The following is a 17849-nucleotide window of genomic DNA, read 5'->3' as shown; positions in this document are numbered from 1 at the left end:
CAATGGATGGCTGTTCTCGAAGACCCCACGATCGGTTCCCTTCGCGGAGGCGGTTGGCAAAGGTATTGTGACACGCCGAGCGCGCATAGACGATCGTATGCAGTGTGCGACAGGGTCGTCGGAAGTATCCGCAACGCACTTGTGGCTCTTTCTGAAGTCAACGACGCCTAACACCCACTGCACCGGGCGCGCTCGCGCTCCCGGGGTCATCGGCTTGCACCTTTCTGCGTCGGTCCGCGCTGCGCGCACCCGCCCAACGGCCGACCTGCCGACGTCGCCCGAAAGCGGTAACGCTGCGCGGTAAGTTGCCACAGGTGAGCGAAGACAGAGTTCGAGTGGAAATCAGCGGCACCGGCGTGGCCACCGTGACGATGCTCCGCGCAGACAAGCACAATGCGCTCGACCACGCCATGTTCGATGGCCTGGTCAACGCCGCTGCGCAGGTGGCCGGTGTCCCTTCGATCCGCGCGGTCGTGCTCCACGGCGACGGTAAGAGCTTCTGCTCAGGCCTCGACGTCGCGAGCTTCGCGGCCCAGCGGGGCGGTACGAACGTTCTGTTGAACCGAGACGCCGATCACCCGGCCAACTTCGCCCAACGCGTGACCTACGACTGGTCGCTGGTGCCGGCGCCCGTCATTGCCGCGATTCACGGCAACTGCTTCGGCGGCGGTCTTCAGATCGCGTTGGGCGCAGACATCCGAATAGCGGCTCCCGACGCGAGGTTGTCCATCATGGAAATCAAGTGGGGCCTCGTTCCCGACATGGGCATCACGCAGACACTGCCCCGGCTGATACCGATCGACGTCGCCAAGGAGTTGACGTTCACCGGTCGCATCGTCTCCGGCAGTGAGGCGTCGGAGCTCGGCTTGGTCACTCACACCGCGGACGATCCGCTCGCCGCCGCGTTGATACTTGCCGGCGAGATCGCGCAGAGGTCTCCGGATGCCGTGCGCGCCGCCAAGCGCCTCTACAACGAGACCTGGGTCAGTGATGACGCCGCGGCGGCGCTGTCGCGTGAATCCCAGTTGCAGACCGAACTGCTTGGCAAGCCCAACCAGATCGCCGCTGTCAGCGCCGGGATGTCGGGGGAGCGGCCCGTCTTCACCGATCCCGAGTAGAACCAACTCCTCAGCCGTGTGACGGTCACGATTCGATCTCTCGGAATTTGTTGAGTCAGTTCTCAGTCCACTCTCAGTCGACGCGGGGACCGTGTGCTGAGGCCATGTGGGCTGATCAACGATCCGGAAAGAGAACGAACGCAAATGACCAACACTCCGCGGTATTCCACGGACCAGCCCTCAAGTTCGGCTACGGGACAGCCGTATCTGCCATACCAGGCTCACGTCCCGTCACATCTCCGCTACGAATGGCGGCACGGCCAGCCTCCACTCTATGACCTGAAACATCCTGCACAGCAAGCTGATACCGCTCCGATCCCCAGGATCCAGCTGAAGAAGTCTCGTCGCGGGCTCGTCGTCGCCGGCGCTGTCGTATGCGCGGTCGTGGGCGGCGGGGTCGGTGCGGCCGTTGTGGGCATCGACGACCGCACGCACCACCCGATCGCCGCGCAGACACCCATCGGTGCTGCACCCCTCACGCCACGCGCGGCCGCCGCGGCTCCCGCGGGCACCGTCGAGGAGGTGGCGGCCCGGGTGCTGCCGAGCGTCGTCCAGTTGAAGATCGACTTGGGCGGTGAGGGCCCTTCGGGTTCAGGGATCGTGTTGAGCGAGGACGGCCTCATCCTCACCAACAATCATGTCGTGGCTGCCGTGGCCGACAGTGATCGCGGAGTGTTTCCCAGCTCGCGGCGTGGCGGGCCCACGGCAACCGTGGCCTTCTCCGACGGCAGAACCGCACCGTTCAGCGTTGTCGGTGCCGACCCATCGGGCGATCTTGCCGTCGTTCGCGCCGAGGGGGTTTCCGGATTGACGCCCATCGCCATCGGATCCTCGGCGGATGTGAAAGTCGGCGAGCAAGTCGTCGCGATCGGCTCGCCCCTCGGCTTACAGGGAACGGTGACGACGGGCATCGTCAGCGCGCTGAACCGGCCGGTGTTCGCCGGCGGCGATGCGGGTGGAGACGTCACTGTGCTCAACGCCATCCAGACAGATGCTGCAGTGAACCCCGGCAACTCCGGCGGCGCACTGGTGAACATGCGCGGCGAGTTGATCGGCGTGAACTCCGCTATCGCGAGCATGGGCAGCGGCTCCGGCGGCCAGAGCGGTTCTATCGGGCTGGGCTTCGCGATCCCGTCGGATCAGGCCAAGCGTGTCGCCCACGAACTGGTCACGACGGGCTCCGCCAGTCATGGTGCGCTCGGCGTGAAGCTCGGTAGGGAAGCCGCCAAGGCCGGCGGCGCAACCGTCGCCGTCGTCGACGGTGGCCCCGCATCCGCCGCTGGACTGCCGAGCGAAGCAGTGATCACCAAGGTCGACAACCAGCCGATCGACGGCCCTGAAGCGCTCGTGGCGGCGATCTGCTCGCGCGCCCCCGGTGAGAACGTTTCCGTCACCTATGTCAACGGTTCGGGGGCTGCTCAGACCGCACAGGTCACATTGGGCGAAGCGTAGGGGCCGGCTATTGAACCGGCCGCAGAACCACCACTCCAGGAACGGTCCGGACGTAGTCGAACAGTGGGATGTCGACCACCTTGTTGTCGCCAGGAAGCGAGGACGCGTTGCGTGATACCGGGCCATCCGGTGTATCGACGAAGATTCCGACATGCGTGACGTCGAGGCCGCCGTCTTCGGAATACGCTCCGATGTAGTCACCGGTTCGGAGGCCGCTCACCACGCCGCTGTCGAACTGCGCGCTCGGAACGTAGGACACCGTCCGGGGCACAACCGGCAAGCCGGGCAGGTACACGCCGCCGGAGTCTTTCTGGTTCAAGTTCTTCTGCACCGGAATCGCGTTGTTGCTCAGGCTGGTTGTGATGTCAGTCGCGACCGCCGGTGTGGCCGCCGCCCAGTCGGTGAAGAAGTGCTTGCGGTTCGCGAAGGCCACGACACCGTCCTTATACCGGACATCGATCAGTGCGGCGATGAACTCGTCGCGGTTACCCGCCCGTTTCAGCGCCTCGACGTAATCGGCATAGGTGAAGCAGTCGACCCTCGACAGTTCGACCACCAACTGCTCCGGCTCGCTCACCGAACCGGCGAGAGTGTGTGCGCCATAAGGGGTTCCGAGAAACGCGCGTGAGATGACCTCGGCAAGCTCCGGTGGCGCCGCGCCGTTCCTGGCCGTCAGCATCCGCTCGAGGATCTGCGTGTTCTGCTCGGAGATCGCGACGTCGGGCGCCGGCGCTTCCGCGGCGGCAAGGTAATTCACGGCGAGGATGGGATTGGCCTCGGCGTAGCCGACCGGCAGCAGCACGTCACCGGCGGTGGACAGGTAGTAGACCTCCCACCGGTAATAGGTGTCGAAGCCGGCAGGGTCGGCGGCCATGACCGCGGCATAGTCGTGGATGGCCCGCACGTAGTTGTTCGAGTTGTTGTAGCGGTAGAGCGCGTAGTCGCGATCTCGCGTGAAGCCGTTGGCGGACAAATAGCGTCCAGCCGCCATGATGCTGTCGCGGGGCGAGTGAATGTCGCCGCCCGCGCCGAAAGCGGCGAACGTCGAGGGCATGAACTGCATCGGTCCCTGCGCACCTGCCGTGCTCACCCCGGCGACGCGTCCGAAGGCGGTCTCGACGAGATTTATCGCCGCCAGATAATGCCATGGCACGCCGAACTCGGATTCCGCCTCGCGGTAGTGGGTCATCAATTGGTCCACCGGCGTGGGCGCAACGATCCGCCACGCGGGCAGCGTGTCCTTCGGCCGGCTCATCACGCCGAGTTCACGCCGCGCGTGGACGTTGTGGTCGTAGATCTTCCCCAGCTCCGGCGGAATCCGCGGGCGCACGATCGGATCCCACTCGGGGTGCCGTCCGATGGCTCGATACGCCAACTGCTGGCGCTGCGCAGCCGCGTTCTTCAACGACTCGGTCGACGACGGATCCCGCAGCGCCCGTTCGTCGGCGACCAGGTCGTCAGCGATGCGCACCGGATCGGATGCCAATTCTCGGCGCGGTTCCTCGGCTGTGGGTGGTGGGGCCGAAGGAGCCGGCGCGGCGGACGTCGCGGCGGGTGTTTCGGGCTTGTCCGAATCCGAGCATCCAACTAGAGCGAACAAGATCATCGCGGCGCTCGCGGCGGCAGCGATCCTGGCGGCGGCGAGGCGGGCATTCATTGCCGTCGGAGTCTAGCGCCGAAGCCAGACCCGCCGGCGGATCACGCCTGCTTGGGTTCCGGGCAGAGGTACAGCCGCGCCCCGGCCACGATGAAGTTCGACAGCGTCTCGTCCTTGGTCGCGATGTCCAGCTTCTCGGCCACGGCGGTCGAGTCGGCACCGCGCGCGAACTGAGCGCACGCGTCGCGGGCGAGAGTGGTCAGTGTGGTGCAGTCGCCCGTATAACCCACCGAGGTGATGCTGCGGCAGAGGTCGTCCTCGGGCGAAGCGGCAGCCTGGGGCGCGGCCATCAGCAGGCCGACCGCTGCGATCGAAAGCGCTGTGAGCGCACGCGTAGTCATGTCACGTCCTTCCTAGCGCTCGACTACCCGCTTTGGCTCGCGGCACGCGGAATCGGACGCAGATCGAGATTGCGGCGTTACCAAGACCGGGATAGCTGCTTGGCGTCAGCGGCGTGGTGACAGACTGCGCACATGGCGTGGGATTTCAGCACCGAACCCGAATTTCAAATGAAGCTCGACTGGGTCAAGCAGTTCTGCGAAGAGAAAGTCGAACCGCTCGACCACATCTTCCCGTACGCGGTGCGATCACCCGATCCCGCGGTCAAGGCGTACGTCCGCGAACTCCAGCAGGAGGTCAAGGACCAGGGGTTGTGGGCCATCTTCCTCGACAGAGAGCTCGGCGGACCGGGCTTCGGGCAGCTCAAGCTCGGTCTGCTCAACGAGGTCATCGGCCGCTACCCCGGCGCCCCACACATGTTCGGCGCGTCGGCGCCGGACACCGGCAACATGGAGATGCTCGCCGCATACGGCACCGAGGAACAAAAGGAGCGGTGGCTCAAACCGCTGCTCAACCAGGACATGTTCTCCGCTTACTCGATGACCGAACCGCAAGGCGGCAGCGACCCCAACCTGTTCAAAACCCACGCGGTGCGCGACGGCGACGAATGGGTGATCAATGGCGAGAAGTGGTTCACCTCGGCAGGCCGCGTCGCCGACATCCTGTTCGTGATGTGCACGAACGGGATGTTCGTTGTCCCGCGCAAGACCCCAGGCGTCGAGATCATGCCCGAACCACGCAACCACAACCACATCGTCTACCGCGACGTCCGCGTGCCGCATGACCATCTGCTCGGGCCGGAGAACGGCGCAAAAGTGTTGGCGCAGAGGCGACTCGGTGGCGGACGAATCCATCACGCCATGCGCACGATCGCGCAGTGCAACCTGGCCTTCGACATGATGTGCGAGCGGGTGCTCAGCCGTGAATCGCACGGCAAGGTGATCTCCGAGCACCAGATGGTGCAGGAGAAGATCGCCGAGTCCTACGCGATGATCAAGATGCTGCGCCTGTTCGTCCTGGAGACGGCGTGGAAGATCGACAACACCTCGACCCAGGAGGCCCGCACCGAGATCGCCGCGGTCAAGTTCACGATGGCCAAGGTCCTGCGCGAGGTGTCGTTCAACGCCTTGCACATCCTCGGGTCGCTGGGCACCACCGACCTCACCCCGATCCAGGCGATGTACGCCTCCGCCCCGACGATGGGCATCGCCGACGGTGTCGACGAGGTGCACAAGGCCACCGTGGCTCGCCGCGTGCTGCGCGACTATCAACCGCACGAGGGTGACTTTCCGACGCAGTTCCTGCCCTACAAGCGGGAGCAGGCGCGCCAGAAGATGCAGCCGGTGCTCGATGCCCGCCCGGAATTGGCGACCGCCGCCGAGGCGTATCAGAAATATCTGTCGGGGCGCCGCTGACGTTCGCGCCGCGGGCGCGCTCGCCTAAGGTGGACGCATGCGGTTCGCCATCGCCCTACTCGGAGTGATCGTCGCGTTGTTCGGCCTGCTGTTCACGCTCCAAGGCTTCGGCGTGGTCGGCGGCAGCCCGATGAGCAACACCACCACGTGGTCGATCCTCGGCCCGATCATCGCTCTGGTCGGTCTCGCGCTGGCGGTTGGTGGTCTTCGCCGTCGCAAGCCGTGACGTTCATACGGGTCTGCGGAACACCGTTTCGATGAGCAGTCGCCGGCACCACAGCCGGTAAGCCTCCACGCTCCAGCCGTCCCGGTGGGTCACCCGGCGAAAGGTCTCGACGCTGCCGAGCACTGCCGCCGTCTCGAGTAGCTCCTCGAACGGGACATCGGTGCGCAGCCAGCCGCGGTCCCCGAAGTGCTTGAGGACCCGCCCGATCTGCCTGGTGACGCTGGCGATCAGGTCGCCGAGATAACGGTCCAACTCCGGGTCCGCGTTCGCGCCCCCGATGAGCGCCGTCGCGAGCTCAGCCGCTCGTTCATGCACGTCGATCTGTGCGGCGATGACGGCGTCGATGGCCTCGTCAAAGTCCTCGATCGCGACGATGCTTCGGCCGACGTCGAGATTGAGGATGTTGTCCTCACCGGCCACGCCGAACGCCTCGTATTCGATCGCCGCGATCAGGAGCGCCGCTTTGGGTCCCTGCGACTGCACGGTCTCCGTCGACACACCGGCGTCCGAGGCGATCTTGGCCAGCGTTGTGCGCGCATATCCCTGTGCGGCGAACAGCTTCGCAGCGGCCGACACGATCCGCTCCCTGGTCGCCTGCGCCTGCTGCCTGCGCAATTCGGACTGATACGAACGACTGCGGGATATTGACTTGGATGACACAGTAATGAATACTAGCCCACTGGATCGAATTTTCGGACGGGCGGGGGACCGCAATGGCATCGATCGTGATCGCCAGCTTTCCGGCACAGGGTCATATCGCACCGCTTCTGACCGTTGCGAGGAACTTCGTCGAACGCGGCGACCATGTTCGGTTCCTCACCGGCTCGCATTTCGCGGAGAAGGTCGTCGCCACCGGGGCGGAGTTCATCGCGCTTCCTCCGGAGGCCGACTTCGATCAACGGCCCCTTTCCGAGCACTTCCCGGAGCGCGCACGGCTCAAAGGTCTCCGAGCGACTGCCTTCGACGTCGAGCACGTCTTCGCGCGGCCGGCCCGGGGGCAGTACGCATCGCTGACCGCCGCGCTTGCCGGACAACCTGCGGATGTCGTGCTCGCTGAACCCGCCTTCGTCGGCGCGGCATGTCTGCTCGGGCTTCCACGCTCGGCTCGCCCCGCGGTGGTGATGTGCTGTGTGATCCCACTCTGCATCGAGAGTCGTGACATGGCGCCGTTCGGTCTGGGACTGCCGCCTGCGCGCTTCCTCAATCGGACCCGCAACGCGGCGTTGAGGGGCGTCCACCATCGAATCCTCGAGGGCGCCAACGGAATCATCAACGATCTTCACCGCGAACTGCATGGAATCGACATGCCGGGAACGTTCCCGGACTGGGGCCGGCGGGCGGACGCGCTCCTTCACTTCACGGTGCCGTCCTTCGAATATCCGATTACCGATGCGCCTCCGACGCTCAGCTTTGCGGGGCCGCTCTCGGCCACGGGTTCACAGGCGCCGCTGCCGCCGTGGTGGTCTGACCTCGACGGGACCCGGCCGGTCGTGCACGTCACGCAGGGCACTGTTGCCAACACCGATTACGACCAGGCGATAGCTCCGACTTTGCGTGCTCTCGACGATGAGGACCTTCTCGTCGTGGTGGCGACGGGTGGGCGCCCGGTCGATACCCTGCCGCCGCTCCCCGCGAACGCGCGCGCGGCGGAGTACCTGCCGTACGACGAACTTTTTCCGCGTACGGCAGTCTTCGTCACCAACGGCGGTTACGGCGGTGTGCAGTACGCCTTGCGGTACGGCGTGCCGATCGTCGCCACCGGCGGCAAGGAAGACAAGCCGGAGGTTGGCGCTCGCGTTCAGTGGGCTGGCGTCGGCCGGCGGATTAGAAGCGAGCGACCGACCGCACGCGCACTGCGCCGAGAGATCCTGCGGGTGATCGACGAGCCGCGATACCGACACGCCAGTGCCCGCATTGCGGCTGACATGGCCGCGTCCCCGGGCTTCGCCGAAGTGGCCGCGGTCGTCGACGGTCTGGTGGCCCGGCAGGCGCCGGAGACGGGGGACGTATACCCTCCTGTCGCGCCGACTTCGTGAGGGCGGCGGAGCTATGCCCGGGCCAGGTGGACAGGCGATCGTCGATGTTCGCTGAAAGCGCACAAGCGGGGGCCGCCGCTCTGTAACGCTCGGGTAGGCGGAGCGATGAATTCTGTGAGGCCGGCAGCGTCGGGGGAGCCCTCAGGGTGCTCGTTTCCGTCTCAGCGACGAACGGTTCGCACGGCGCCGAGCCGCCAACCAGGCAGAGAAGGGAGTGGAGGCACGATGGGTGCTCCGCTGAATGAATTCCGCAGGGATGTCCGGAAACGAGGTATCGCCGTCGTCGCGTCGGGAGCCGTGATCTCCCTGACCGCGCTGACCGCCGGGCTCGCGCCTGCCGTGGCGCAGCCCGATTCCGACGACGTCGTGACGACGGTCGCGCCGGAACCCAGAGTCAGCGCTCCTGAGCCGGAGGTGACCGTCGAGCAGCCGACCTCGGCCCCCGAGCCGCAGGTGCCGGCGACCCAGGTCGCGCCGCAGACGCAGGCGCCGCAGACGCAGGCACCGCAGACGCAGGCACCGGTCGTAGAGCCCGAGCCCGCCGCCGAGCCCGAGCCGGCTCCCGCCCCGCAGCCGGAGCCCGCGCCGCAGACCGTTGCCCCGCCGAAGACCAGCACGGCGGTCCAGTCGGCCGAGCCGTCGACGCCGGCTGCCGAGCCGTCGGCGCCCGCCGAGCGGACCCCGGCGACGTCGGCCGCGCCGCGTACCAGCGCTGCCGCTCCGGCGACCAAGCCCGAGACCAGCGAACCGGCCGAACCGGGTGAGTCCACCGCTTCGTCTGCAGCGATCGCACCCGCGTCGGAGACTGAGACACCGACGTCGAGCGACAAGACGGTGGCGGAGACCACCGGTAACGAGGAGAGCGGTTCGGACTCCGACACCCCGACGGTGTCGATCGAGAACGCCTCCAAGGAGATCGAGACGCTGGCGCCCGAGACGCTCGAAGCGCCGGCCGAAGACGTCGAACTCGCACGCAACGCCAAGCCGGTGTTCGAACCGGAGCCCGCGCCCGCCCCCGAGGAGGACGTGACCGCGTTCAAGCAGTCGGTCGACATGACGCTCGGCTTGAACGGCGCCGAGGCCAGCGCCAGCGCGAAGGTCGAACTCGAGGCCAAGCGTGACCGCGACTTCGAGCTGGTCAGCAATGTGCGTCAGTGGCAACCGGAGTGGATCGAGTACGACGAGTTCTACCGCCCGGTGCTGATGAACCCGTTCCGGGCCCCGGTGCGCATCGTCTACGTCTACGACATGCGACCGCGCATCGCCTACATCCCGCCGCTGTCGCGGCTGGTGCTCGAGGCGGCCCAGTTCGCCGCCTACAGCTTCACCGCGGCCGTGCTCAGCCCTGTCGTCGCGGCGGCCAACGTCGCGCAGGCGGTGAGCAACATCGCCGTCGGCACCTTCTTCGGTGGCGGCTACTTCCCGGGCGCCGGCCTGCCGTTGCCTCCGCCTCCGCCACCCGTTCTGCGCTACGACAACGTGCCGGTGTTGGTCAACTACTCCAACGCCCGTTACGAGCCGTTCCGGGTGCGCCAGATCGTCGACGTCGGTGAGGACCGGGTGTACGGCGGGCGCAAGGTGCTGCTCGACGGCGCGACGCCGGTCTGGGGTGAATGGACGCAAACGGCAAGCGGGGAGCGCCAATTCGAGGTCCGCAAGACTCAGCAGTTCCCCGGTCTGAGCGAGCCGGCCGAGGCTCCGCTGCCCGGCGACTACCGGCTGCGGCTGGCGTCGGACGAGGCGTCGACCGGCGGTCTGACCGGCAGGGACATCTTCCTGATGGTCTCGGCGGGTGTGATCGGCACGCTCGGCTTCGGCGCCATCGGACTGGCGTTCTTCCTCGGTCGTCGGCGGCCCGAACACTGACGGGTCGCGGGCGCACCGCGAAAGTCGTCACCGCCGTTACGCCGCCGTCAACGAGGGTGCATGATGGTGCGATGCCCGAGGTTCGCGTGGGTCCGCTGCTTCGCCACGTCGGCAAAACCGACGCGACCGTATGGGTCGAGACGGACAAGCCGTGCGGGGTCGAGATCCTCGGCAGTCATGCCGACACCTTCGAGGTCGAAGGTCATCACTTCGCGATCGTCTGCGTGACCGACCTCGACCCCGACAGCGACCACCCCTACGAGGTGCATCTCGACGGGGAAAAGGCTTGGCCGCCAAACGGATATGAGTATCCGCAACCGCGGATCCGGTTGATGCCGCGGGACGGCTCGCTTCGGCTGCTGTTCGGGTCCTGCCGCGCGTCGGCCCCCCATCACCCGCCCTACACGTATCAGCACTGGTGGCACCCCAAGGGCAAGGGCATCGACGTGCTGCGCACATACGGGATGCGGATGCTGCGCCAGCCGTCGGCGCTGTGGCCCGACGCCCTGCTGATGATGGGTGACCAGCTCTACGCCGACCAGGTGAACGACACGATCAAGGATCTGGTCGCCGATCGCGAGGTACACGCCGACGGCCCGGTCGAGGTGCTCGAGGACTTCGAGGAGTACTGCATCGGCTACTGGGACGCCTGGTGCGATCCGGTCGTGCGGTGGATGCTCTCGACCATTCCGACGTCGATGATGTTCGACGACCACGAGATCAACGACAAGTGGAACACGTCGCAGGCCTGGCTCGACGAGAAGCGCCAGACCGACTGGTACCAGACGCGGATCATCGGCGGGCTGATGGCCTACTGGATCTACCAGCACCTCGGCAACATGTCGCCCGACGAACTGGCCAAGGACCAGACGTTCCAGCGCGTCATCGAGACCAGGCAGGGTTCCGAACTGGTTCGCGAGCTCGCTCAGATTGCCGAAAAAGACGACGGCGCATCACATTTCAGCATGTGTCGTGATCTCGGTCCGGCGCGGTTGATCGTCGTTGACGCCCGCACCGGCCGCCAGCTCAAACCGGGGCGGCGCCGGATCACCACCGACGAGGAATGGGACTGGATCACCGCCAACGCCGACGGGAACTACCAGCACCTGCTGTTCGCCAGCTCGCTGCCGATCCTGCTGCCCTACGGAATGCACCACATCGAAGCGTGGTCGGAGGCCGTCGGCGACGGCGCCTGGGGACGGTGGCTCACTGGTTTGGGGGAGAAGGTCCGGATCACGGCCAATCTCGACCACTGGGCCTGTTTTCAGGAGAGCTTCCGGCGCTTCGAGGACCTGGTCATCGACGTGGCGAGCGGACGGCGAGGTCCCGCGCCCGATTCAGTGGTGCTGTTCGGCGGCGATGTGCACCACTGCTGGGTGTCCGAGGTCGAGGTACCCGACGAGGCGACCAGGCTGGGCACCAAGGTCTGGCAGGTGGTGTGTTCGGGACTGCGCAAGGAGCCGTCGGCGGTCGAACGAGTCATCCTGCGGCTCGGCCACACGGGGTTCGTCGAGACCGTCGGTAACGCGCTGGTGAAAACCACGAAAGTGCCCAAGCCGCGGCTCCGTTGGCGCCCCGTCTCCGAGCCGCATTTCCGCAACCAGGTCGGGACGCTGGAGATCGCGGGCGGCGAGATGGGCGTACGGATCGAGAAGGTCACTGGCCGCTGGCGCAAGCCGCACCTGACCACCGTCATCGAGCACAAACTACTCTGAAATCGCTTCAGCCGGCGCCTTTGCCGTTGTCGACACGGTAGACCGCACCGTGGATCGCCGCGGCGTCATCGCTGGCCAAAAATGCGATGGTCTTGGCGACGTCAACGGTGTCCATGAACCCGCGCGGCGACGCGATGCGCATGATGAGGTCCCAGTCGGCGTTGTCGGGTGCGGAGAACTCGGTGGTCTGCGCGGTCGGCATGCCGCCAGGGCAGACCGCGTTCACCCGGACCTTCTCCTTGGTGTACTCGACGGCCAGCGCCCGGGTTAGCCCGACGAGACCGTGCTTGGCCGCGCAGTATCCGGCCGAATACACCTCGCCTTCCACACCCGCGATCGACGAGACGTTGACGATGTTGCCGCCGCTCTCCACGAGATGCGGCAGCGCGGCACGACAAAGGTAGAACGGCCCGTGCAGGTTCACCGCCAGGTCGCGTTCCCACTCGTCGTCGGTCACCGCGGTGGTGTGGCGCATCTGATGAAAGCCCGCCACATTCACGAGTACGTCGAGTCGCCCGAATACCTCCACGCACCGCGCGACGGCTTCACCGCACGCCGCCGATGACGTCACGTCCACCGACGCGAAGCGGCCGCCAGGCACGGCCTCGAACACCGACGCCATCCGTTCGGCGTCGCGCGCGATCCCGAAGACGGTGGCACCGCGTTGGGCGAACAGTTGCGCGACCGCCGCGCCCAATCCCGCCGAAGCGCCCGTCACCAGTGCGACCTTGTCGCTGAGTTGAGTCATGGTTGAAGACTTTCTCACGGACAAGCGTGCGAGCCGGCGACCGGAGTCACCCAACAGACGAATCTGGTTCCTAGGGTCGAGATTGCATCCGGGTTTGTTCAGCCGATCACAGCCCTGAATGCATTCTCGCCGCTAGGAAGCTGACAGCCCTACTGGGCCGAGACGCGAGGGCGCTCCGGGGGTACGGCGGCCAACAGCGCGCGGGTGTAGTCGTCGCGGGGTGAGGTGAACAAATCGGCGGCCGGCCGGTACTCCACCGCCGCACCTTCGCGCATCACCAGCACGTCATGGCTGACCTGCTGGACGATCGCGAGGTCGTGCGCGATGAACAGGTAGGTCAGCCCCAGGTCGCGTTGCAGACCGGCCAGCAGATCGAGCACCTTCGCCTGTACCGAAACATCCAGCGCCGCAGTCGCTTCGTCGAGGATCAGCAACTCGGGTTCACCGGCCAGCGCGCGGGCGATGCTCACCCGCTGGCGCTCGCCGCCCGACAGCTCGTGCGGGTAGCGCGACGCGAACGACGTCGGCAGACCGACGAGGTCGAGCAGTTCATCGACCCGGGCGGCGCGGGCGCGCCGACCCTTCGCGAGCCGGTGCACGATCAGCGGCTCGGCGATCGCGGTGCTGACGCGGGCGCGCGGGTTCACCGACGAGAACGGGTCCTGGAACACGAGGCCGATCCGCCTGCGCAACGCCTTCTCCGCCTTCCCCCGCACCCCGAACACGTCGGCGTCACCGAGCTTCGCGGTGCCGGCGTCGGGCCGCAGCAGACCGGTGAGCGCGGACGCCACGGTCGACTTGCCCGAACCTGACTCGCCGACGAGGCCCAGGGTGGTGCCCCGACGGATCTGAAACGACAGGTCTTTGACGGCGTGCACGATCGACTTGCCGACCGGTGTGCTGACTTCGAACCGCACGTCGAGACCCTCGAGGTTCAGCAGTACCGGTGCATCCGGCGCCGGGGGTGGACCCGGGCGCCCGACGAGCGGTCGCGCTTCGAGCAATTCTTGGGTGTACTCGTGGCGAGGCCGGTCGAAAACGTCCGTGACCGAGGCTTGTTCGACCGCTTCGCCGCCGCGCAGCACCGTCACGTCCTCGGCAACCTGGCCGATCACGCCGAGGTCATGGCTGATCCACACCACCGCGGTGCCGAAGTCGCGTTGCAGTTCAGCGACCAGTTCGACGATCTGCGCCTGAGTGGTGACGTCGAGGGCGGTGGTCGGTTCGTCGGCGATCAGCAGAGCCGGGTCACATGCCATCGCTATCGCGATCATCACGCGCTGCTTCTGCCCACCAGACAGCTGGTGCGGAAAGGCGCGCAGCCGCGATTGCGCGTCAGGAAGCCCGACCGCCTCGAGCAACTCGAGAGCCCGGACGCGCGCCTGCTGTCGGGTCATCCGCCGGTGCGCCTCAAGTGATTCGGTGATCTGCCGTTCCAGCGTCAACAGCGGGTTCAGCGACGTACCCGGGTCCTGGAACACGAAGCCGATCTGGCCGCCGTGCACGCTGCGTAACACTCGGTTCGAGGCGCCGACGAGCTCGGTACGACCGGCTTCGATTGTCAGCGTGCTGGTTCCGGAGACCCGCGCACCCGGCGCGTCGAGCAGGCCCGTCGCGGCGAGGACGGTCATCGACTTGCCCGAACCGGACTCGCCCACGATGCCGAGGGTCTGTTCCCGGTGCACGTCGAACGACACTCCGCGCACGATCTCCCGGTTGCCGATGCTCACCCGCAGGTCTCCCACGCTCAACACCGGATCGCTCACTGCTGCGTCCCTTTCCGGCGGGTTTCGGCGAGCGGGCGCTGCCGGGGATCGAGGACGTCGCGCAGACCGTCACCGAGCAGATTGAACGCGAGCACCGTGACGAAGATGGCGGCACCGGGGAACACCGCCATCCACCACGCCATCGTCACGAAGCCCTGCGAATCGAAGATCATCCGCCCCAGCGACGGCTGCGGCGGCTGAATGCCAAGCCCCAGGAACGACAATGCGGCCTCAGACAGGATGGCGAAGGCCAGCGACAGCGACGTTTGCACCACCAGCGGTCCGGCGATGTTGGGCAGGATGTGACGGCCCAGGATGTAGAGGTGTCCGGTGCCCATGCTGCGCGACACCGACACGAACGGTTCGACGCGGACGCTCATGGTGCTGGCGCGGGCCACCCTGGCGAAGATCGGTGTGTACACGATGCCGATCGCCAGGATCGTCGTTGTCACACCGGGTCCGAGGATCGCGACCACGGCAAGCGCGAGCAGCAGCACCGGAAACGCGAACATCACGTCGACCACGCGCATGAACACGGTGTCGAGCCATCCGCCGCGATAACCCGACACCACACCGACCGTCACGCCCACCACCACCGCGAACGCCACGCTGACCACCGCCACCCGCATCGACGCCTGCGTGGCCACGAGCACCCGCGACAACACGTCGCGGCCCAGTTCGTCGGTGCCGAACCAGTGCGCCCCGCTGGGCGGTTGCAGTGCGTTCGGGACGTCGACGTCGTTGATGCCGTACGGCGCAATCCAGTTGGCGGTGACGGCGACGAACGCGATCAGCACGAGCAGGGCCGCGCTGACCACCGTGACGGGGTTCCCCATGAGCAGCCGCAGCGACGACACCCTGCTGCCCGACTCGGCGGGAGCTGTCATGACAACCGGATCCTCGGGTCGACGACGGCGTAGAGCACGTCCACGATCAGGTTGATCAACAGGAACAGCGCCGCGATCAACAGCACCGTGCCCTGGATGACCGCGTAGTCACGCCCTGCCACTGCGTTGTAGACGAGCCGGCCCAACCCCGGCCAGGCGAACACCACCTCCACGACGATCACCCCGGACATGATCGTGGCCAGCTGGATACCGGTGATGGTCAGGATGGGAATCAGAGCGTTGCGCACGGTGTGGCGCAGCGTGACCACCCGCGGCGCAAGCCCTTTCGAGCGCGCGGTTCGCACGTAACCCATCGCGGCGACCTCGAGCACCGCAGAGCGCACATAGCGCGTCAGGATCGCGCCCGCCACCAGTCCGACGGTGAGCGCGGGCAGGATCAGATGGCGCAACCAGCCCACGGGGTCGTCGAACAGCGGCCGGTAGCCCGAGGTGGGCAGCCAGTGCAGCGTCGAGGCGAACAGCGCGATGAGCAGTATGCCCATCCAGAAGTCGGGGATCGACACCCCGAACTGGCTGCCCACCCGCACGAGCGCGTCGCTGACCCGGCCCTCGTGCAGCGCCGACCAGATTCCGGCCGGGATGGCGATCAGCAAAGCGATGACGATTCCGACCGCCGCCAGTGACACTGTGGCTGGCAGTCTTTCGAGCAGGATCACCGTCACCGGGTCGCCGTTGCGAAAGCTCACCCCGAGATTGCCGGTCAACGCGTTCCCGATGTAGGACAGGAACTGTTCGACGAGCGGTTTGTCGAGGCCGCTCGCGGACCGCAACGCCTCGTAAGCCTGCGGTGTGTAGCGGGTTCCCAGCGCGATGCGCACCGGATCGCCGGGCACCAGATGCACCAGCGCGAAGCTGACGACCAGCACGCCGAGCAGCACCACCGCCGAGTACGCCAACCGGCGCGCCAGAAACCGCGTGATCGGGTGAGTGAGCAAGCCGGTCATCAGGTTTCGCTCCCGTTCAGGCTCGCCGTGCGGAAGCGCACGGCACCGTCACGGCGGGCTTCGTAACCGGACAGATTGGTCACCCACGCCTGGATCACCGACGGGTTGTACAGGTAGATGTAGCTCACCTCGTCGGCGATGATCGTCGCGGCGCGCTGATAGAGCTCGAAGCGCGCTTGGCGGTCCGTCTCGACGCGGCCCGCGTCGAGCAGGCGGTCGACCTCGGGATTGGAGTACTTCTGGGCGTTGCTCGTTCCGTTCGTATGGTGCTGGGCGAAGTAGAAGTCGTCCGGGTCGATGTTGCCGAGCCAGCCCATCATCAGCATGTCGAAGTTGCCGTTGTTCTGCTCGTCGAGCCAGGTGGCGAAGTCGACGGTGCGGATGCTGACCGTGATGCCAAGCGGGGCAAGGTTATCCGCGATGACCTGCGCCGCGGTCACTGTTTCGGGATACTCACTGGTGACCAGCATGTCGAGATCGACGTCACCGACGCCCGCCTCGTCGAGCAGCCGCCGGGCGGTCTCCGTGTCGTAGCGGTAGCGGTCGTATGCGGTGTACCAGGGGTTGCCCTCGGGGATGGCGAGCTGGTTGGCGGCCGCGGTGCCGTAGCTGGTGGCCTGCACGATCGCGGCGCGGTCTATGCCGTAGGCGACGGCCTGGCGTGCCCGCACGTCCTCCCACGGTTTATGCGCCTCGTTGAGCGCGAGATACCAGTAGTCGTTACTGGCGGCCACCTGCAGATGCAGCGAGTCGTCGTCACGAAGCTGCGCCACCCGCTGCGTCGGGACGGAGTCGGTCCAGTCGACCTCACCGGCCTGCAGCGCCGACAGCGCGGTCGACGGTTCCGAGATGAACCGGAACGTCACACCGCCCACCTTCGGAACGCCACCCCAATACGCCTTGTTCGCCGTCAAGATGATGGAGTCGCCGCTCTTCTGCGACTGGAACGCGAACGGTCCGGTACCCACCGGGTGAGTGGCGATCTGACCGCTTTCGACGTTGCGACGCTGCACGATCGCCATGCCCTTGAATCCGCCGATGTTGGTCAACAGGTTGGGCGTCGGATGTTTGACCCGGAGCACCACGGTCATCGGGTCGACGGCCCGCACGTCGGTCACGGCGCTGAACTTGTCGACGTTGGCCAACTGCTCGTCGATGATGCGCCGGTACGAGAACACGACGTCGTCGGCAGTGAACGGGCTGCCGTCGTGAAACGTCACGCCCGGCCGCAGATGGAAGGTCCACGACAACTCGTCGGGGCTGATCTCCCACGACTCGGCGAGCGCGGGCCGCATCTCGAGGTTGGAGTCCGGTTCGACGAGCGTGTCGAAGACGTTCTCGAGCACCTCGAAGGAGAAGTACGCGCTGGTCTTGTGCGGGTCGAGCTGGTCGGGTTCGCCGGCGATGGCGGCGACGAGGTTGTTCGAGGACTCCCCGAGATCCACGCCTTGGCCGGTGGAGCACCCGGCCAGCGCCGTCACGACGGCGGTGACGACCACGGTGGCGAGTACTTCCACCAGTCGTTTCATGCCTTCACCCCGCCGGTTGTGTGCATCGTTTCTACCCCTCGCCGGGGAGCAGCGAAACCCGGAGCCGGGGAAAGCCGTGACGACGCTGCGTGCACACTGAGATACTCGACATCAACCGTAGACGGCTGGA

The 17849-nt window shown here is 66.5% G+C and carries 14 protein-coding genes and 2 pseudogenes; 7 read left to right on the top strand and 9 right to left on the bottom strand.

Annotation, left to right across the window (positions count from 1 at the left end):
• The first annotated feature begins 314 nt into the window (after nucleotides 1-314).
• Both CEX88_RS15515 and CEX88_RS15510 read left to right on the top strand, forming a co-directional pair.
• Nucleotides 315-1118 (top strand): crotonase/enoyl-CoA hydratase family protein, encoded by an 804-nt coding sequence (locus tag CEX88_RS15515; RefSeq protein ID WP_094294148.1) that lies wholly within the window; start codon nucleotides 315-317, stop codon nucleotides 1116-1118.
• Between the two features lie 144 nt (nucleotides 1119-1262).
• Entirely contained in the window at nucleotides 1263-2570 is a 1308-nt protein-coding gene (locus CEX88_RS15510; protein ID WP_094294147.1) for a S1C family serine protease, read from the top strand.
• 7 nt (nucleotides 2571-2577) lie between these two features.
• On the opposite strand, the pseudogene CEX88_RS26355 reads toward CEX88_RS15510, so the two are convergent.
• From CEX88_RS26355 to CEX88_RS15500, 3 genes and pseudogenes are all read right to left on the bottom strand, one after another.
• Nucleotides 2578-3189: pseudogene (locus CEX88_RS26355) on the bottom strand (DUF1460 domain-containing protein); the annotation flags it as partial.
• Between the two features lie 120 nt (nucleotides 3190-3309).
• Nucleotides 3310-4227, bottom strand: a pseudogene (locus CEX88_RS26350) (lytic transglycosylase domain-containing protein); the annotation flags it as partial.
• Between the two features lie 41 nt (nucleotides 4228-4268).
• A complete protein-coding gene (locus CEX88_RS15500; RefSeq protein ID WP_094294145.1) occupies nucleotides 4269-4568 on the bottom strand; it encodes a DUF732 domain-containing protein in 300 nt (99 codons plus the stop codon).
• 132 nt (nucleotides 4569-4700) lie between these two features.
• On the opposite strand from CEX88_RS15500, the gene CEX88_RS15495 reads away from it, so the two are divergent.
• Both CEX88_RS15495 and CEX88_RS15490 read left to right on the top strand, forming a co-directional pair.
• Nucleotides 4701-5981 (top strand): acyl-CoA dehydrogenase family protein, encoded by a 1281-nt coding sequence (locus CEX88_RS15495; protein ID WP_094294144.1) that lies wholly within the window; start codon nucleotides 4701-4703, stop codon nucleotides 5979-5981.
• Between the two features lie 37 nt (nucleotides 5982-6018).
• A complete protein-coding gene (locus CEX88_RS15490) occupies nucleotides 6019-6207 on the top strand; it encodes a hypothetical protein (protein WP_066841729.1) in 189 nt (62 codons plus the stop codon).
• A gap of 3 nt (nucleotides 6208-6210) precedes the next feature.
• Here the strand turns inward: CEX88_RS15490 and CEX88_RS15485 are convergent, their stop codons facing one another.
• Complete coding sequence (locus CEX88_RS15485) at nucleotides 6211-6867, bottom strand: TetR/AcrR family transcriptional regulator (protein ID WP_202931513.1); 657 nt, start codon at nucleotides 6865-6867, stop codon at nucleotides 6211-6213.
• 53 nt (nucleotides 6868-6920) lie between these two features.
• Between CEX88_RS15485 and CEX88_RS15480 the strand changes: the two genes are divergently transcribed.
• The 3 genes from CEX88_RS15480 to CEX88_RS15470 all read left to right on the top strand — a co-directional run bounded on the left by CEX88_RS15480 (nucleotide 6921) and on the right by CEX88_RS15470 (nucleotide 11824).
• Complete coding sequence (locus CEX88_RS15480; protein WP_094294142.1) at nucleotides 6921-8243, top strand: glycosyltransferase; 1323 nt, start codon at nucleotides 6921-6923, stop codon at nucleotides 8241-8243.
• A gap of 225 nt (nucleotides 8244-8468) precedes the next feature.
• A complete protein-coding gene (locus CEX88_RS15475) occupies nucleotides 8469-10109 on the top strand; it encodes a hypothetical protein (RefSeq protein WP_094294141.1) in 1641 nt (546 codons plus the stop codon).
• 71 nt (nucleotides 10110-10180) lie between these two features.
• Nucleotides 10181-11824: a DUF7800 domain-containing protein gene (locus CEX88_RS15470; RefSeq protein WP_126315843.1), complete on the top strand. Its 1644-nt coding sequence runs from the start codon at nucleotides 10181-10183 to the stop codon at nucleotides 11822-11824.
• A 7-nt stretch (nucleotides 11825-11831) separates the two neighbouring features.
• Here CEX88_RS15470 and CEX88_RS15465 read toward each other — a convergent pair whose 3' ends face one another.
• The 5 genes from CEX88_RS15465 to CEX88_RS15445 all read right to left on the bottom strand — a co-directional run bounded on the left by CEX88_RS15465 (nucleotide 11832) and on the right by CEX88_RS15445 (nucleotide 17719).
• Entirely contained in the window at nucleotides 11832-12572 is a 741-nt protein-coding gene (locus CEX88_RS15465; protein ID WP_094294139.1) for an SDR family NAD(P)-dependent oxidoreductase, read from the bottom strand.
• A gap of 149 nt (nucleotides 12573-12721) precedes the next feature.
• Nucleotides 12722-14338, bottom strand: coding sequence for a dipeptide ABC transporter ATP-binding protein (locus tag CEX88_RS15460; RefSeq protein WP_094294138.1), 1617 nt, complete (start codon nucleotides 14336-14338; stop codon nucleotides 12722-12724).
• Nucleotides 14335-15225 carry an ABC transporter permease gene (locus tag CEX88_RS15455; RefSeq protein ID WP_094294137.1) on the bottom strand — a complete coding sequence of 297 codons (891 nt, stop codon included), beginning with the start codon at nucleotides 15223-15225 and terminating at the stop codon, nucleotides 14335-14337. Before CEX88_RS15455 ends, CEX88_RS15460 begins: the two co-directional genes overlap by 4 nt.
• Nucleotides 15222-16190: an ABC transporter permease gene (locus CEX88_RS15450; protein WP_064394108.1), complete on the bottom strand. Its 969-nt coding sequence runs from the start codon at nucleotides 16188-16190 to the stop codon at nucleotides 15222-15224. Before CEX88_RS15450 ends, CEX88_RS15455 begins: the two co-directional genes overlap by 4 nt.
• Nucleotides 16190-17719: an ABC transporter substrate-binding protein gene (locus CEX88_RS15445; protein WP_094294136.1), complete on the bottom strand. Its 1530-nt coding sequence runs from the start codon at nucleotides 17717-17719 to the stop codon at nucleotides 16190-16192. The genes CEX88_RS15450 and CEX88_RS15445 overlap by 1 nt, the downstream gene beginning before the upstream one ends.
• Nucleotides 17720-17849: the final 130 nt, after the last annotated feature.

It is taken from the genome of Mycobacterium neumannii (assembly GCF_002245615.1).
GTDB lineage: Bacteria > Actinomycetota > Actinomycetes > Mycobacteriales > Mycobacteriaceae > Mycobacterium > Mycobacterium neumannii_A.
This window is presented reverse-complemented; position numbering and strand designations above follow the sequence as displayed.

Excerpts from the sequence above, each read along its gene's own strand:
- CEX88_RS15465 (WP_094294139.1), bottom strand. The coding sequence starts at position 12,572 with ATGACTCAACTCAGCGACAAGGTCGCACTGGTGACGGGCGCTTCGGCG.
- CEX88_RS15475 (WP_094294141.1), top strand. The coding sequence starts at position 8,469 with ATGGGTGCTCCGCTGAATGAATTCCGCAGGGATGTCCGGAAACGAGGT.
- CEX88_RS15450 (WP_064394108.1), bottom strand. The coding sequence starts at position 16,190 with ATGACCGGCTTGCTCACTCACCCGATCACGCGGTTTCTGGCGCGCCGG.
- CEX88_RS15500 (WP_094294145.1), bottom strand. The coding sequence starts at position 4,568 with ATGACTACGCGTGCGCTCACAGCGCTTTCGATCGCAGCGGTCGGCCTG.
- CEX88_RS15470 (WP_126315843.1), top strand. The coding sequence starts at position 10,181 with ATGCCCGAGGTTCGCGTGGGTCCGCTGCTTCGCCACGTCGGCAAAACC.
- CEX88_RS15480 (WP_094294142.1), top strand. The coding sequence starts at position 6,921 with ATGGCATCGATCGTGATCGCCAGCTTTCCGGCACAGGGTCATATCGCA.
- CEX88_RS15445 (WP_094294136.1), bottom strand. The coding sequence starts at position 17,719 with ATGAAACGACTGGTGGAAGTACTCGCCACCGTGGTCGTCACCGCCGTC.
- CEX88_RS15490 (WP_066841729.1), top strand. The coding sequence starts at position 6,019 with ATGCGGTTCGCCATCGCCCTACTCGGAGTGATCGTCGCGTTGTTCGGC.
- CEX88_RS15495 (WP_094294144.1), top strand. The coding sequence starts at position 4,701 with ATGGCGTGGGATTTCAGCACCGAACCCGAATTTCAAATGAAGCTCGAC.
- CEX88_RS15455 (WP_094294137.1), bottom strand. The coding sequence starts at position 15,225 with ATGACAGCTCCCGCCGAGTCGGGCAGCAGGGTGTCGTCGCTGCGGCTG.
- CEX88_RS15510 (WP_094294147.1), top strand. The coding sequence starts at position 1,263 with ATGACCAACACTCCGCGGTATTCCACGGACCAGCCCTCAAGTTCGGCT.